12 protein-coding genes and 1 tRNA gene are annotated in these 14068 nt (G+C 59.5%); 3 read left to right on the top strand and 10 right to left on the bottom strand.

The genetic code is table 11. From position 1 onward, the window contains the following. Positions 1 to 3: 3 nt before the first annotated feature. The 5 genes from MEFOE_RS03215 to MEFOE_RS03195 all read right to left on the bottom strand — a co-directional run bounded on the left by MEFOE_RS03215 (position 4) and on the right by MEFOE_RS03195 (position 3719). Positions 4 to 720, bottom strand: a complete 717-nt coding sequence (locus MEFOE_RS03215; protein WP_067052890.1) for a 50S ribosomal protein L2 — start codon at positions 718 to 720, stop codon at positions 4 to 6. A 10-nt stretch (positions 721 to 730) separates the two neighbouring features. Then, positions 731 to 979 carry a 50S ribosomal protein L23 gene (locus MEFOE_RS03210; protein WP_067048201.1) on the bottom strand — a complete coding sequence of 83 codons (249 nt, stop codon included), beginning with the start codon at positions 977 to 979 and terminating at the stop codon, positions 731 to 733. Between the two features lie 2 nt (positions 980 to 981). After that, positions 982 to 1725 (bottom strand): 50S ribosomal protein L4, encoded by a 744-nt coding sequence (gene rpl4p / locus MEFOE_RS03205; protein WP_067048198.1) that lies wholly within the window; start codon positions 1723 to 1725, stop codon positions 982 to 984. 7 nt (positions 1726 to 1732) lie between these two features. Then, the gene (locus MEFOE_RS03200) at positions 1733 to 2746 is read right to left on the bottom strand and encodes a 50S ribosomal protein L3 (RefSeq protein WP_067048196.1); all 1014 of its coding nucleotides are present in this window, start codon (positions 2744 to 2746) and stop codon (positions 1733 to 1735) included. 568 nt (positions 2747 to 3314) lie between these two features. Next, positions 3315 to 3719 carry a Tfx family DNA-binding protein gene (locus tag MEFOE_RS03195; protein ID WP_067048194.1) on the bottom strand — a complete coding sequence of 135 codons (405 nt, stop codon included), beginning with the start codon at positions 3717 to 3719 and terminating at the stop codon, positions 3315 to 3317. A 133-nt stretch (positions 3720 to 3852) separates the two neighbouring features. Here MEFOE_RS03195 and MEFOE_RS03190 point away from each other — a divergent pair, with 133 nt between their 5' ends. Continuing rightward, positions 3853 to 4695, top strand: a complete 843-nt coding sequence (locus MEFOE_RS03190) for a F420-dependent methylenetetrahydromethanopterin dehydrogenase (RefSeq protein ID WP_067048183.1) — start codon at positions 3853 to 3855, stop codon at positions 4693 to 4695. Positions 4696 to 5073: 378 nt separating this feature from the next. On the opposite strand, the gene MEFOE_RS03185 is transcribed toward MEFOE_RS03190, so the two are convergent. Both MEFOE_RS03185 and MEFOE_RS03180 read right to left on the bottom strand, forming a co-directional pair. Then, positions 5074 to 5994 carry a galactose-1-phosphate uridylyltransferase gene (locus tag MEFOE_RS03185; protein WP_067048179.1) on the bottom strand — a complete coding sequence of 307 codons (921 nt, stop codon included), beginning with the start codon at positions 5992 to 5994 and terminating at the stop codon, positions 5074 to 5076. Positions 5995 to 6120: 126 nt separating this feature from the next. Further along, the gene (locus tag MEFOE_RS03180) at positions 6121 to 7110 is read right to left on the bottom strand and encodes a 5,10-methylenetetrahydromethanopterin reductase (protein ID WP_067048172.1); all 990 of its coding nucleotides are present in this window, start codon (positions 7108 to 7110) and stop codon (positions 6121 to 6123) included. Between the two features lie 391 nt (positions 7111 to 7501). Between MEFOE_RS03180 and MEFOE_RS03175 the strand changes: the two genes are divergently transcribed. Next, the gene (locus tag MEFOE_RS03175) at positions 7502 to 9349 is read left to right on the top strand and encodes a tubulin/FtsZ family protein (RefSeq protein WP_083523487.1); all 1848 of its coding nucleotides are present in this window, start codon (positions 7502 to 7504) and stop codon (positions 9347 to 9349) included. Here the strand turns inward: MEFOE_RS03175 and MEFOE_RS03170 are convergent. Both MEFOE_RS03170 and MEFOE_RS03165 read right to left on the bottom strand, forming a co-directional pair. Continuing rightward, positions 9342 to 10289, bottom strand: coding sequence for a DUF128 domain-containing protein (locus tag MEFOE_RS03170; protein ID WP_067048165.1), 948 nt, complete (start codon positions 10287 to 10289; stop codon positions 9342 to 9344). The two genes, MEFOE_RS03175 and MEFOE_RS03170, sit on opposite strands and share 8 nt — an antisense overlap. Further along, positions 10286 to 10723: a dCTP deaminase gene (locus tag MEFOE_RS03165; protein WP_067048163.1), complete on the bottom strand. Its 438-nt coding sequence runs from the start codon at positions 10721 to 10723 to the stop codon at positions 10286 to 10288. Before MEFOE_RS03165 ends, MEFOE_RS03170 begins: the two co-directional genes overlap by 4 nt. Before the next feature lie 135 nt (positions 10724 to 10858). On the opposite strand from MEFOE_RS03165, the gene MEFOE_RS03160 reads away from it, so the two are divergent. Continuing rightward, positions 10859 to 10930 (top strand) — tRNA-Arg (locus tag MEFOE_RS03160). Positions 10931 to 10953: 23 nt separating this feature from the next. Here the strand turns inward: MEFOE_RS03160 and MEFOE_RS03155 are convergent. After that, the gene (locus MEFOE_RS03155; protein ID WP_083523307.1) at positions 10954 to 13953 is read right to left on the bottom strand and encodes a VWA domain-containing protein; all 3000 of its coding nucleotides are present in this window, start codon (positions 13951 to 13953) and stop codon (positions 10954 to 10956) included. Positions 13954 to 14068 lie beyond the last annotated feature (115 nt).

Below are 14068 nucleotides of genomic sequence, written 5' to 3'. Positions count from 1 at the left end.
CCCTCACTTCTTTGTCCTGCCAGTCCTGCGGGCAGCGATACTTCCGACCTTGCGTCCCGGAGATGTGCCGCGAGCAACCGTCTTTGGTCTGCCACAGTGCTGGTGACCACCGCCACCGAACGGGTGGTCGATGACGTTCATCTTCAGACCGGACGACCTGGGCCACTTCTGGGCCTGCGACTTCATCTTATGATATTTGTTCCCGGCCTTGACGAACGGCTTCTCGCTGCGGCCGCCGCCGGCAACGATGCCGATAGTGGCCAGGCACAGTTCGTTGAACCACTTCTGCTTGCCGCTCGGCATCTGCACGGCGACCCTGCCGCCGGATTTTGCCGCAAGCATTGCCTGGACACCGCTTGCACGGACGAACTTGCCACCGTCGCTTGGTCTGGCTTCGATATTACAGACGAAGGCACCGATCGGGATGTCTCTCAGGGAGAGGGTGTTGCCGTTCTGGATCTTGGCTTCGGCACCCCATGCGACTTCGTCGCCGATACCCATGCCCTCGGTAACGAGCATGTACATCTTCTTCCCTTCAGCGAGTTCGACGAGGGCGATCGGGGCGTGACGTGCCGGATCGTGCTCGATGTCGAGGATCCGTCCGTTCACGTTCTCGGTGCACCCGCACGCGTGCTTCAGCTCGGCCTTGTACTTGTGAGACGGCGCCCGGTAGGTTGGGCCTCCGCGACCGCGGTTCTGCTGGATAATTCTATGTCCCATCTCCACCACCTTACATGACGCCGAGCCGGCTGAGGATCTCCTCGGCGGCCTTTTCGCTCTCAAATCCGATGATGGCCTTCTTCTGGCCCTTCATCGTCATGACGGTCCGCACAGAGGCGACCTTCTGGTCGAAGGTCTTCTCTATGGCGCGCCTGATATCGTCCTTGGAGGCGTTGTTGTGCACGAGAACCTGGATCTTGTTCTCATTCTCGAGCATCATCATCGCCTTTTCCGTAACATACGGATTTCTGAGCACCATATTTAGTCCTCCATCCTCTTGAGGGCGCTTTCGGACCAGATGGTCAGGCGACCGGCATGGGTACCCGGCGCGAGCATTTCGACGTCGAGGTCGTAGATGCTGACGGCGTCAACACCGGCAAGGTTCTGCGCTGCACGCAGGGGTTCGTCGCCGGTGACGATCAGGACACTTTTGCGGCTCTTGTACCGGCGGCCACGCGTCTTGCCGCGGCCTGCACGGACCTTCTTGCTGTCCTTTGCACGCTCGACATCGGCGTAGACTCCGAGCACGGAGAGGGCCTTGATGACGTCGGCAGTCTTTTCGATTGCCTCGAAACTCTCGTCCACGACGAACGGGGCTTCACCGTCAAAGAGGTGGCCACGCATCTCGACGAGGTCGGAGATCGCGGTTGCGGCGATTGCCGACCGCAGGGCCATCCACTTCTCCTGCTTGTTGATCTTCAGCGCGAGGATCTTCGCGACGACTGGCGGGTGTGCTGCACGGCCACCCTTGGCCTGCGGGACCTTTGCTGCTCTCGAACCGTTCTTGAGACGGGGCACATGCGATACGCCGCGTCCTGATCCCCAGCCGACCGCGGAACTCCTGATGCCGGCAAGCGGGTCGGTGCCATGGGGCTGGAACCGCTTGCTCTGGATAGAGAGCACGGCCCTCTTGATGAGGTCGGGCCGGTAGTATTCGTCGAAGACGGACGGGAGTTCGATTTCACGGACGACGGAACCGTCGATTGATCTGACATTTGCTTTCATCCGCTCTTCACCCCTGCTTGCTCTCAAGGCTGACATAGTTCACAGACGGTGCCCTGACAGCGTGTTCGCCCTGCCGGATCGCCGGGCGGATGCGCACGAGACGCTTGACCGGACCCGGGATCGAACCCTTGATCATGACATACGCGTTCTTGACGACGCCATAGTGGAGGAAACCACCTTCCGGCACGACGTCGGAACCGTCGGTGCCGACCTTGATGATCCGCTTGTTGAACTCGGTCCTCTGCTGGTAGCCCATCTGACCCATCTGCGGAACCTGCCACCTGACGTGGTGCGGGTTCCAGGGGCCGAGGTTGCCGATGTGGCGCTTCTTGCCGCCGCGGGAGTGCTTCCTCTTCCGGACCATGATGCCCCAGCGCTTGACCGGGCCCTCGGTGCCCTTACCCTTGGTAACGGCGGTGACGTCGACATACTGCCCTTCGCTGACGAGGGTCAGGGGGTCGACCTCTTTGCCGAGGAGTGATGTGGCGAGGGCGAAGCGCTCTGCCATGGAGCCGCCGTCGATCCGGGCTTCCATCAGTTCGGGAGCCTTCTTGGGGATACTGGTGACTGCGGCGGGCTGCGTGTACACGAGGGCGAAGATCTCGGTGACCTTGCCTGTGGCGACGTCGTCCTGGATCGCCTTGAGTACGGCCTCACGGTCGTGTTCCTTCGGCATGGTGATCCGCTTCGCAAGGGCGGGGTCGAGTTCCTCGGCCCAGGCCTCGGTCAGCGGGTGCCGACCATAGCTGTCAGTGGCGTATGCGCGCACGGCGGCGACCTTCACCTTCGGCACCTCGACGATGGTGACGGGGACCATGATCTCCCGTCCCTCAGTCGGGCTGCTCTTGTGGTCATCCACCATGATGACGTGCGTCATACCTACTTTATACCCTGCAATACCCTGCAGCATGGGCTCGCCATCGTGCCTGGGCCAGGCCTGGTACTTCGGTACCTGGCTCTTTGCCCGCTTGCGCGGGCTGTAGGCAAGCGAACCCCTGCGTGGTCTGTGTACGTTCGGCATGTTCTAATCAATCCTCTGCGTTTGGTTCTCTCCGAGATTCCCAGGTTTCCGCCAGGACTGTACAAACACTTGCGAACGGGACCACAACGCCCGTATCCCCAGGGGGATGACGATCAGGCACGCTTCCGCACAACAGGTATTGCTCCTGCTGTGGTGGTGTCGGGAGTGATGTGCCGCGTGTGGTCTCCAGTGTGGAGATCATTCTGGTGTGCACCAGAATACCTCGTCTCGCGAAGAGATCCTGATCTTGTGCACGCCGGCATATGCCGGCAGGGCTCGTCTGCACTGACGGAGGCCCGGCGCACGGATCAGATCCAGCGTCTGTCTTCTCCTTGGGACTGCTCTAGTCCTTCTCGGTTATGCCCCCTGTCGGGGCAGCCGGGGCATCATGCCCGTCCCCTGTCGGGGGGACCGGCAGTATTATCCGCCAAACGGTTACAGAATGGCCACTCTACCACCATGTGGCCATTATTCTGTGCCCGGTTGCGCAGGATACCATCGTCTCCGGTTCTCTAATTATTCCCCGGAAACGAATATAAATCTTCCCGTATTCTCCGGGAGGCGGGGGTCATCCGAAGAAGAGGTCGCCCTCCTTGTTGATGTAGACCTCGACGTCCTCGCGGACGTACCTGGCCCTGAACCGGCTCGGGTTGGAGTCGTGGATCCTGTTGATCAGTTCGAGGGTGTTGTACTTCACCTTGATCCCGAGTTTTTCGGCTTCCTGGAAGATGAGGGTGGTTGCTTCGATGAGGTCGGTGCCGGACTTGATGGTGCAGAGGTGTTCGGAGTCGAGGGTATAGAGAAACTCAAGCGTTTCTTTTGCCCGTTCGATGTTTTCGTACGCCGCTTTTTCGATGGTGCAGACGTTTGCCTTCGAGGTCCGGATGATGTCGGCGACCTGCTGCTGGGTGAGGCCGGTCTTGCGGTACCGGAGTACTTCCTTCTGTCTGTCGGTGAGGAGCCCCTGTTTCATTGGATATAACTTAACATACTATGACTTAAACACTATCATTTAACATCGCGCGACCGGAACAGACAGGCTTTCACAATCTTTATATCAGATTTCGCCGATACTATGTCTGTTCTCTAATTTGAGAGGTGTATAGATGGTAGTTAAAGTAGGAATTGCAAAACTGGGCAACATTGCCAGCGGCGTGATGGCAGAACTGCTCCTTGATGAGCGTGCAGACCGTGAAGACATGCAGACCTTTATGGCCACCTCCGGCACCAAGCTCCAGCCCGAGGACATCGACCGTGTCGTCAGCACCATGAAGGCATGGGTCCCTGACTTCTGCATTGTCGTTTCCCCGAACGGTGTCCTCCCCGGTCCGAAGGGCGCCCGCGAGTCCCTCGCTGAGGCAGGGATTCCGTGCATCGTCATCACCGACGACATCACCACGAAGAAGGACGACTTCGCCGCACTCAAGGAGAGCGCCTTCGGCTACATCATCATGAAGGCCGACTCCATGATCGGTGCCCGCCGCGAGTTCCTCGACCCCATCGAGATGGCTGACTACAACGGCAACCTCGTCAAGGTCCTCGCCCTTACCGGCGCGTTCCGCAAGCTCCAGATGGAGCTTGACAAGGTCATCGACCAGGTCAAGGAAGGCAAGAAGGGTGCAGACCTCGTCCTCCCGAAGGTTGTCATGAACTCCGACAAGGCGGTCGACGGCGAGTTCTCGAACCCGTACGCCCTCGCAAAGGCCCGCGCGGCCTACGAGATCGCTCAGGCGGTCGCCGGCGTCAACGTCAAGGGCTGCTTCATGACGAAGGGATTCGAGAACTACGTCCCGATCGTCTGCTCTGCCCACGAAATGATGCGCCAGGCCGCAGTCCTCTGCGACGAGGCGCGCGAGATGGAGAAGGCCACCGACGCTGTGATCCGCAAGCCGCACAAGAAGGACGGCGTCATCGTCTCCAAGACCACACTCATCTCCAAGCCCGAGTGAATACTCACAAAATCTTTTTTCTCCTTTTTTTCGCGGCCAGACGGGTGACCGGAGGGTCGGCGCGCAGGGACCAGGGGGCAGGATATTTCTCTCTATCGAGATTGAGGTCTAACACAGGATATCAGAGATATCCTGTTCGAGCAGATCTCCGAACTGCCACGGACGGCAGATCTTCGAGTAGTCCCTCAGTGAAGAGCGCCGACCTACTGCCTTCCCCACAATCTGAGCCGGGGGACTGCATCGAAAGTCTTCGACTTTCTCAAACTCGCTGACACTCGCACCTCGAAGACCTGATGGTCTTCTCATGCTCCCTTCGGTCGCAGCCCCCGGATATCTCGAAAGCCAGAGGGTTTTGCGCCTCGCCGTCGGGCATCCCCCTCAGCACCCGTTCTCCCGGAAGTACCGGCCGAACTCCTCGGGGAGGGTCATCACCACCGGCTCGAAGTGGAGGCGTTCCATGAAGGCCGAGTCGGTCATTGAAGACGGGTTCGGGTTGAGCCGCGCGATGATGGAGCAGACGGCGGAGAAAGAGTCGGCATCGTCGGGTGTCCCGCAGTACAGGGCCATATTGAAGGCGCGCGTGCCGAGGGAGCGATAACAGTCGATGACCCGCAGGATCCCCCGCGCCAGAGGGCGGATGCAGGGCCCGATATCGGCGGGGGAGGAGGCCGGCAGGATGCCCCGCACCTCGCGCTCTCCAATCGGCACGGCACTTGCAAACCAGGGGAACGCGTCTTCAAAGAGGAAACGATCGGTGGCGGCCTCCTCTTCGATGAAGTCGGCCCAGTACGACCGACCGTGCTCCCGACAGTATGCCCGGCTCGCCGCGAGGTACCGGCCCTGGAGGGAGGTGGGGCAGGGGTCGGCGATGCCCTGGAGATGGGGGTGGGCGATGCTCGCACCGGCAGAGGGGAGATAATTCCAGTTCAGCGACATGTAACCTCCCCGTCCCTTCACCCCGTCCAGCAGTCCAGAGAGGGCATCGGCGACCTGGTCGACGGTAAAGCGCTCGACGGTATGGGCACGGGTGATGACGGTCACGAGGTGCCAGTCGGCAAAAGGGTAGAGGTTCGGAAAGGTGACACTCTCGCCCCGGAGGATCCGGGTGCCGTCGGTAAAGGTGGGGGTCTCGCGTTCCACACGATCAGGACAGAAGGGACAGTCTCCAGAAGGCGCACCGGCATAGGGCAGGTCGAGGTTCCGGCCGATCCGCTCGGGGGAGATGCGCGACGCGATTCCGGTCAGGGCCTCCCGGCGGACCTGAATCCTGCCACCCGCATACTCGTCGACGGAAAACATACCTCCATCCTCCGGTAGGGGTGAGGACGTGATAAAAGCACCTCTTTGAGGCGTTAGCGGTGGATGGAAAATGGAGGATAGGGATATCCCCCAAAAAATATTGCTGCAGGAGACCTGCAGTCGGGTTCAGACAACGTACTTGCCGAGGAGGCGGATCGAGTTGGTCATGTCGGGGCCGAGCGGGGACCCGAAGATGATCTGGGTGACACCGGCCGCCTTGAGGTCGTCGCACTTCTGCCTGACCATGTCCGGGGTACCGGCGATGGTGAAGGCGTCGATCTCGGCGTCGCCGACGAGGCCGCCGACCGCCTTGAAGTCAAAGCGTCCGAGGGCGTCCTTGATCTTGGCGACGTTGTTCAGGTCAAGTCCGTGGCGCTGGAGAAGTGCCGGCGGGGAGCCCGCGGCGATGAAGGCGGCGACGATCTTTGCGGCGTTGCGGGCCTTCTTCTCGTTCTGGTCGATGGACATGGCGGTGTACGCACCGACATCGTGCTTCTTCCGGCCTGCGGCTTCCTGAGCCTTCTTGATGATCGGGATGGCGATCTCGAAGTCCTTCGGGTTGGAGGCGTTGATCAGGGAACCTTCGCCCATCTCACCGGCGAGCTCGAGCATCTTGGGGCCCTGAGCACCGATGTAGACGGGGATACCCTTCTTGCCGGGGAGCTGGACGCCGGTGAGCTTGGCACCGTCGTAGTCGAAGAACTCCATGTCGCCGGTCTTCTTGATCTCTTCACCGCTGCAGAGGCGGCGGATCTGGGTGATACCCTCCTTCAGGCGAGCGACGGGCTTCCCACCCGCAATCGCAAGCTTCGGAAGGGTCGAAAGGTCGCCGGGGCCGATACCGAGGACTGCACGGCCGTCGGAGATCTCGTCCAGCGTGCACATGAAGGACGCAATTGCCGCCGGGGTGTCGGTGAAGGTGTTCATGATACCCGGGCCCATCTTGATCGAGTCGGTGTTCGCTGCGATCATGGCGAGGGTGGGGTAGCAGTGGCGATTGTTATAGTGGTTGGTGATCCACGCGTAGTCGATGTCCTTGGACTCGGCAAGCTTGACGTATTTCACGACCTGCTTGACGTTAATGTTGCCTGGCACAAATTCAATTCCATAACTCAAGGCATTTCACCTCAGAGAGAGTAGTTATCGCACAAAGATAAAAGTATTATCATTTGCCCTGAGAAGAGAGAAAAATAAACGCTTCCTACTTGAGATAGAGGTATCAAATGGATATAGTGCCTCAACTGTTTCCCTATCGCGGAGGAACGGGCGAAACGCCAAAAGAGAAGTATTTATGATCATCAGCACAAATACCCAAGAGAGTACGCAACCGGAACCCGGCCGCCGTCCGCGAATGATCCGGGGGCACGCACCAGGCATCCATTCTTTTTCCAGAAAGGTGCGATGCAGAGGGGGGGAAAACGTGTTCCCGGCATGTGGGTCAGGTGCAGGGCAGACCAACCGGTGACGGAGGGTGCCGCCCGCCCGAAACGGGGCGGAGAGAGAATACATGCGGGTCTTGGCAATAGGACTGGGGGGTGCAGGCAGCAGGATCGTGGACAGGCTCTACGATCACGACCGGAGGAGCAAGGTCCTCTGCATGAACGCACTCGTGATCGATTACGACTCCAATACGCTTATCCAGCTCGAGCACCTTCCCGAGGAGTCCAAGTTATTCTTCCCGCCGATCGATCCGTCCTTCACCTTCGATGTCGAGACGGTCGTCGATATCGAAGAGGTGATGACCTGCATCCAGAAGGTGGACACCGTCGAGATCGACGCCATCATGGTGATCACGGGTCTCGGGGGGACAATGATCGATACTCTCCCCCAGATTATCCCGCAGTTGCGCCAGTCCTTCGTCGAGCCGATATTTGCCGTGGTCACCCTGCCGTGCAGGGATGAGGGTTTAAAACGGGCCGCCAAGGCCGCAGACGATCTGGAGATGATCTCCGGACTCGTGGACGGCACGATCGTCTTCGACAATGAGACCTGGGTGGGACGGGTCCGCTCCGGGGACGAACCGGGCCGGACCGGGTTTTCGTCGAAGATCGCAGGAAGGAGGGGCCCATTCATGAACCCCCGCAGGATGTATTCCCTGCTGAACGACGAGGTCGCCCGGAGGATCGGGCTCCTCCTGCGTGCAGGGGAGTTCAATGAATCAGGCCTCGATGTGGGCGAACTCGTCCTCGACGCCGGGGAGGTGCTCAACACCCTCAGCGGCACGGGGATCGTGGCCGTCGGCTACGCTGCCGAACGTCTCCCCCTTGGCCCTCTCGAATTTCTGACACGGTGGAGCTCGGCCCGCAATTATATGGAGGGGTCCAAGAAGCGGGCGGCACGGATCGTTTCCCTCGCAAAGAAGGCGGTATATGAGGAGATATCCGTGCCGTGCGACCTCACGAGTGCCGAAAAGGCGCTGGTCCTCATTGCCGGGCCTGACAGAGAGTTGAGCATCAGGGGATTTGTCACGGTCAGGAAGTGGATCGACCGGAGCATCGCCGGCCTTGAGATGCGTTCGGGCGACTACCCGATCAAAAATACCCGCTTCGTCGGGATCATCGTCGTTCTTGCCGGGGTGCGGAATGTACCCAGGATCGACGAGTTGAAGGTCCACAGGGAAGAGTACAGGCAGGAACTGGAGGAAGAAGCGGCCAGGGAAGCGGCGGTCGAGGCCGGGGGGCAGAGGCCCGCGGACGTCGATGAAGATGCGGAAGCGGAGGCAGCTTTTTTCACGGGGTACTCGGGAAGAGATCCTCTTGCACCGGGAGGAGGTGGAATGGAGATGACGGAAGAAAAGGACGACATGATCGCAATCGCAGGACAGAAGCGGAAGAAGGAAAGAGAAGACGGGAAACTCCGGATCCACCTCTCCAGTGATCACCTGAAAAAAACCGGAGGCGATGAGGGGGCCGTGGTGGTGCCCGGCGCGAAGAAACAGACGCCCGGGGATATGACCCGGATGACCTCTGTCGGTCTTCCCCAGGCTCCGAAGGACTCGACTCTCGGGATCGGGGGGCAGTTTTCGGCCGTGAAAAAACCGAAGGAGATCGAGGAGACAGGTTTCAGGGTCGAGGCGATCCCGGCGGCAAAGGACGATGTCCTCTCCGGGGAGAAGGTCAGCCTGAAATGGGTCGTGAAGAAGGCGAAGGACGAACTCCCGGGGAAGGATGCGGTGCTCCTGAATGATCCGGGCACCCGGCCGATCGACGATGTCCTGAGGGGCGGGATGCACCTGGCCCCGAAGCAGATGCCGAAGGAGATCGAGCCGGGGCGCGGAAAGATCACGGGCCCGGAGACAAAAAAACAGGACGAGGAAGAAGAAGAGAGTCAGGACAGCATCGACTGGATTATATGATCCGGGAGAAGGGGATGTTCCCGGCGCCGATTTCGGTCCTGATGGAACAGCCCTCTTCGACGGCATGGGCGATGAGGTTCATGCCGGAAAACGAGGCGATGGAGAGGCGGTACGGGTCTCTCTGAAGGTTAAAGATCTGTTCTCCGGTCGTGAGAGGGAAGACGAACCCGGCCGACCGCATGGTCGCGACGATCTCCTCCACTTTGTCCTGTGCGGGGAGGGGTACCTGCCTGATATTGGCGAGGGCGATGCCGTCGCCGGACGTGACATAGGCATGGACCGAGGTGAGGCCGGCGGCGATGAAGAGCTGGAGGGGGTCGATGCTTGTGCCGCGATACGCGAGGAGATCGAGGAACTGCGTCGGTTCGTCCTTGCGGATCGCGATCCTGCCGCCATACTTCATCTCGACGGGGATGCCCTGTCTCTGGAAGACGCCGTCCATCGTGACCGAGCAGACGGTCATGAAGCCTGTATGGCCGGCGGGTATGCGGGGGTCGCTGGTGGTGATGCCGTAGGCGTCGAAGAACCCGCACCCTGCGGCGAGGACGGCGTCGAAGGCTTTCCTGACGCGGTCGACTTCGGCGTCAGGAACGACGGAGAGGTTGTAGGCGACGTCGCCGGTGCCGCTCCTGGGGTCGAAGGTCGTCCTGACGGCGAGTCTTTCGAGTTTGGAGATGACGAAGCCGATGCGTTCGCCGACGAGGGCGTTTTCGATCTCGGCGGTGCCGCTCGGCGTGAGGATGCGCCCCCGGTTTCCGATCTTCTCGGTAAAGCCCATCTCGTCGAGGGAGCGGAGGTAGTACTGGACGGCACGGTCGGAGAGGACGAAGCCGTGCTCGGCCATGAGTTCGGAGAGGCGTTTCGCCCCCATCGGTTCGGGGTGTTCCTTGAGGAGCCTGAGGATCTCGATGCACTTCCTCTCTGTCCTGATCCCGCTCATCGTGCCCTGACCACCCCGGTGCTGTCCTGGTACCGCCCGTTGTAGGTGCCGGCCCCGTCGCCGACGTCATGGAGGATCATCTGGACGACGCGGTCGCCGGCTGCAAGGTCGACAGTAGTCTCGCCCATGTTGGTGAGGCAGAGGGTGAGCTGTCCCCGGAAGCCGGGGTCGACGAAGCCGCCGCCGAGGAGGAGGCCGCGGCGCGCGTAACTTGACCGGCACCGCAGGGTGGCGGCGACGTCCGCCGGGATCTCCACGTGCTCAAGGCTCGGGACGAGGGTGCACTTTCCCGGCGGGAGGGAGATGTCGGCGCCAGCCCGCAGGTCGTACGAGGCGGGTTGGAGGGAGGCGTCGCCGAAGGGGGTGATGACAAGCCGCGTCCTCGTATCGTCTGCTCCGAGGCGGGACCGGATCTCAGCGGAAGAGAGGATCATATTCTATAGGGATGGTCCTCGAAAATGCTTAATAACTTGTGATATGATATATACCACTGTACAATTCATCCATTTCCTTCTAAATCGGGAGTTTTGCGGCCCGTGAATGGACGCCGCCGACGCTCCGGTTGCTCTGGACCCATGGGGTAGAGGACATCCTTCTGGGCTTCGAACCCAGGGACGCGGGTTCGATTCCCGCTGGGTCCGTTTTTCTGATTTTCAAAAAAAGATTATTGCAGTCTGATCTTCTTTGCAGTGGTATTGCCAACGAAGAAAGATACTGACGTTTCATTTCCTGCTGGTGGTGCATCTGGGGCGGCGGCCCTGACCCGTATCCAGTACTGCGCCGCCGGGAGGGCGCGGACGTCGAGCGCGGCCTCTTCCTCCCACAGGCCCTTCCGCCGCGGGGACAGTGTCGCGAAACCGACCCACGTCCTCTTCTCGTCGGTGGAGTAGAAGAGTTTCTGTGTGGCGGTCTTGTTACCGGTGTAGTTGAGGCTCCATTTCATCCGCAGGAAGTCGGTGATCGGGCCCGACTCAACACGGGAGGGTTCACTGACCCAGAGGTACGAGGTGTTAATGCCGGTGTTGTTCAGGCCGGGGAGAGCGGTGATGAAGGTTCTCGGGAGGGCGAGGGTTTCAGTACCGTTATCGAAGGAGATCGTCGAGCCCGGACCGAAGATGTTGATGTTCCCGTCCCTGAGAACCGCGAGGGTGTAGGTGGCTGTCCAGGTCTGGTTCAGGTGGATGGTGCCGATGTTGAAGTGGAGGTTGTGGTCGTCGTTCCAGTCGGCAGTCTGGTCCTCCGTGTAGGGGTACGATGGATTATGGGGAGGGACATACGGAGGTGTCGCGTTGTCGATCCAGGTGTCGATATAGGTGGATTTTTCGGGGATGTGGAGGTAGGTAAAGACCGCGTCACCGTTCACAATCTCGTTGTTCACTTCGACGCCCTTGAAGGAGATGTCCATCGTGGTGTTCACGCCGGCCTCGGTCTTGAGTTCGCCGGCGATGGCCGTATAGATGGCACCGATGTTGGCGGCACTTCCATCATAGTATTTCCCGCCCGTGGACTCGGCAAGTTTTTGCAGGGTCTTTTTGCCGTCATCTGAGATGGTGTCCGCATACCCGATTGAGTATATCTTAATACTGTGATTTTTGGCATAGACCGCCATATTCTGTTCAGAAGAGGAGAGATCGCTGTATTTATAGTAGTCCCTATCGCGATCCTCATATTGTTCAGGATTATATTTTGTGTAACCATAGCGCCGTGCCAGGGGGTCGCCATACCAGTTGTAGTCCCCATCCGAAAGGACAATGATCGCTTTGATAGCATCTGGATCAGGCTTTGAACTTCCAGAATCAGTAAGTTCTTTTATTGACTTATACAGTCCCGCACGCATGGGGGTTCCAGAGTCCGGGACAATATTGTCGAGTTCTGTTTTCACCGAAGGGAGAGCATCGGTGAGCGGCAGGTCGACGGTCGCGTAGTCGAGATATTTTTTGGGAATATGGTAGGCGTTGTCAATATAGTAAGAAGGACGATCAAACGAACTTTCCCCGGGAACGTCGATCTGATTCCCTGAGCCTGTATTTCTCCCGAAGGTGACGAGCCCCACCTTATCGTTCGTGGTCATCCTGTCAACAAACTTCTTTGCCGCCTCCCTCACTGAGTGCATGCGATCCGGGTCGTCGTAGAGCATACTACCCGATCGGTCGATCACCAGCACCACATCGATCGGGTCGGGCTGGAGGGCGTAGCCGTCTCCCCTGAGGCTGACGGTGACGTTCACCGTCCCGTTCACCTCGACGGTCTCGGGGTCGACCGCAGTGGAGACCGAGAGGTAGGGATAGTTCTTCCAGGTGAGAGTGAGGTCTTCGACGTCGTCACCCCACCGGGCTATGACTTTGCAGGTGCCGGTTGCCGAAGTTTTGTTTTTGCGGTCTTGAACAAAGGCCCCGGGCCTGAAATGGACAATCGCAGAGCCGTTCTTGTTCGTGACCGCCGACGTCTCCACCAGTTCGGGTAATGCCGTGGCAGTATACCCTTCCGTATCGATATTGGAGAGTGAAAACGTGACCGTCTGCCCATCGACAGGGTTGCCCTTCACATCCACGACCTTCGCCCTGATCTCGGCGGTCATGTTCTTCACATCGCGGCTCGGCATGGTCTGCGGAGAGGCGGTGAGGATCATGTCCACAGGATCTGTGCTCGTGAACTCGACAGTCTGCGAACAGGTCACCGAAGAGTTGTCCGCCGAGGTTGCCGTGATCGTCACCATCCCGATCTTATCCTTCGGCCCGTAGGTGAACATGACCCGACCGTCGTCATTGGAACGAAGGGTCTTCTCCTCATCGCGGAGGGAGGTGCTCACATAGACAGACCGGTTGACCGAAGGGTTACCGTCAGCATCCATCAGCGTGCAGGTGATGGTGAATGTACTCTTGCCGTCGGCATAGACCCACGGGAGGGGTGTGCCGTCTGGAGAGACAGCACAGGTGATCGAAGCGGGAGGAGCGTCACTGAGACCATAGAATGTGAAATATGCATCGGGGATCGGAGATGGCAGGTCTACGAATACGATGTTCTCCCCGGCTTTTCTCGCAAGCCGGAGGGTCACCGTCACATTTCCTCCCCCGTCCACCGGGCAGACAGTGGTATCGCCGGTTACACTGCCGTTGACAAGGAAGACAGCAGAGTCTCCCGGAGACCCGACAGAGAAGGTAACAGACTCGGCATCCCTGCCTTCCGCCACTTCCCGCAGGTTATCGATGCGGTTGCCGTAGTAGTCCACCATCGCAAGGACGATCGGCACCTCTGATCCCACCGTCGCCTCACTCCTGTAGTCCGTGAGGGCGAGTTTGTACGGCCCCGCATGGTCGACCTTCTGGACGACCGTGTTCTCCGCCGCCACCGTGCCATCGGGATTCAGCGCCGTCGCCGTGATCGTCGCGTCCCCGCTCTTCTCCCCTACAGTGAACTTTGCTGTCGCCTTGCCGTCGGTGCCGGTCGTCACTGTGGACGGCGTGACCGTGCCCATCGCGGGATCGCAGGAGAGCACGACCGTCGTCTCATCGGTCGTCGTCACTGTGATCGTCGACGAGTCCCCGCTTCCCGCGACAAGCCATGTGGGGTCTGTATTCAGAGTGATCTCTGCATCAGCAGCGGCCGGTGCCGAACAGAGGAGGAGGAAAACCACCAGCACAATCCATGAACATGATATTCGCATACCCTTGCCACCGAAGATCCATAAAATCCGCCATGATTGATTAACCTTGCGATACAATACGACGATCAATACGCCCCAAAAATATCTGGAGGATCTCCAGACATTCTAAAAAGAA

Source organism: Methanofollis ethanolicus (assembly GCF_001571385.1).
GTDB classification, from domain to species: Archaea; Halobacteriota; Methanomicrobia; order Methanomicrobiales; family Methanofollaceae; genus Methanofollis; species Methanofollis ethanolicus.
This window is presented reverse-complemented; position numbering and strand designations above follow the sequence as displayed.

What these genes read in the sequence shown, in the direction of transcription:
- MEFOE_RS03170 (WP_067048165.1), bottom strand. Translation starts at nt 10,289, where the DNA reads ATGAGCGGGATCAGGACAGAGAGGAAGTGCATCGAGATCCTCAGGCTC.
- MEFOE_RS03185 (WP_067048179.1), bottom strand. Translation starts at nt 5,994, where the DNA reads ATGTTTTCCGTCGACGAGTATGCGGGTGGCAGGATTCAGGTCCGCCGG.
- rpl4p (WP_067048198.1), bottom strand. Translation starts at nt 1,725, where the DNA reads ATGAAAGCAAATGTCAGATCAATCGACGGTTCCGTCGTCCGTGAAATC.
- MEFOE_RS03195 (WP_067048194.1), bottom strand. Translation starts at nt 3,719, where the DNA reads ATGAAACAGGGGCTCCTCACCGACAGACAGAAGGAAGTACTCCGGTAC.
- MEFOE_RS03190 (WP_067048183.1), top strand. Translation starts at nt 3,853, where the DNA reads ATGGTAGTTAAAGTAGGAATTGCAAAACTGGGCAACATTGCCAGCGGC.
- MEFOE_RS03175 (WP_083523487.1), top strand. Translation starts at nt 7,502, where the DNA reads ATGCGGGTCTTGGCAATAGGACTGGGGGGTGCAGGCAGCAGGATCGTG.
- MEFOE_RS03165 (WP_067048163.1), bottom strand. Translation starts at nt 10,723, where the DNA reads ATGATCCTCTCTTCCGCTGAGATCCGGTCCCGCCTCGGAGCAGACGAT.
- MEFOE_RS03155 (WP_083523307.1), bottom strand. Translation starts at nt 13,953, where the DNA reads ATGCGAATATCATGTTCATGGATTGTGCTGGTGGTTTTCCTCCTCCTC.
- MEFOE_RS03200 (WP_067048196.1), bottom strand. Translation starts at nt 2,746, where the DNA reads ATGCCGAACGTACACAGACCACGCAGGGGTTCGCTTGCCTACAGCCCG.
- MEFOE_RS03210 (WP_067048201.1), bottom strand. Translation starts at nt 979, where the DNA reads ATGGTGCTCAGAAATCCGTATGTTACGGAAAAGGCGATGATGATGCTC.
- MEFOE_RS03215 (WP_067052890.1), bottom strand. Translation starts at nt 720, where the DNA reads ATGGGACATAGAATTATCCAGCAGAACCGCGGTCGCGGAGGCCCAACC.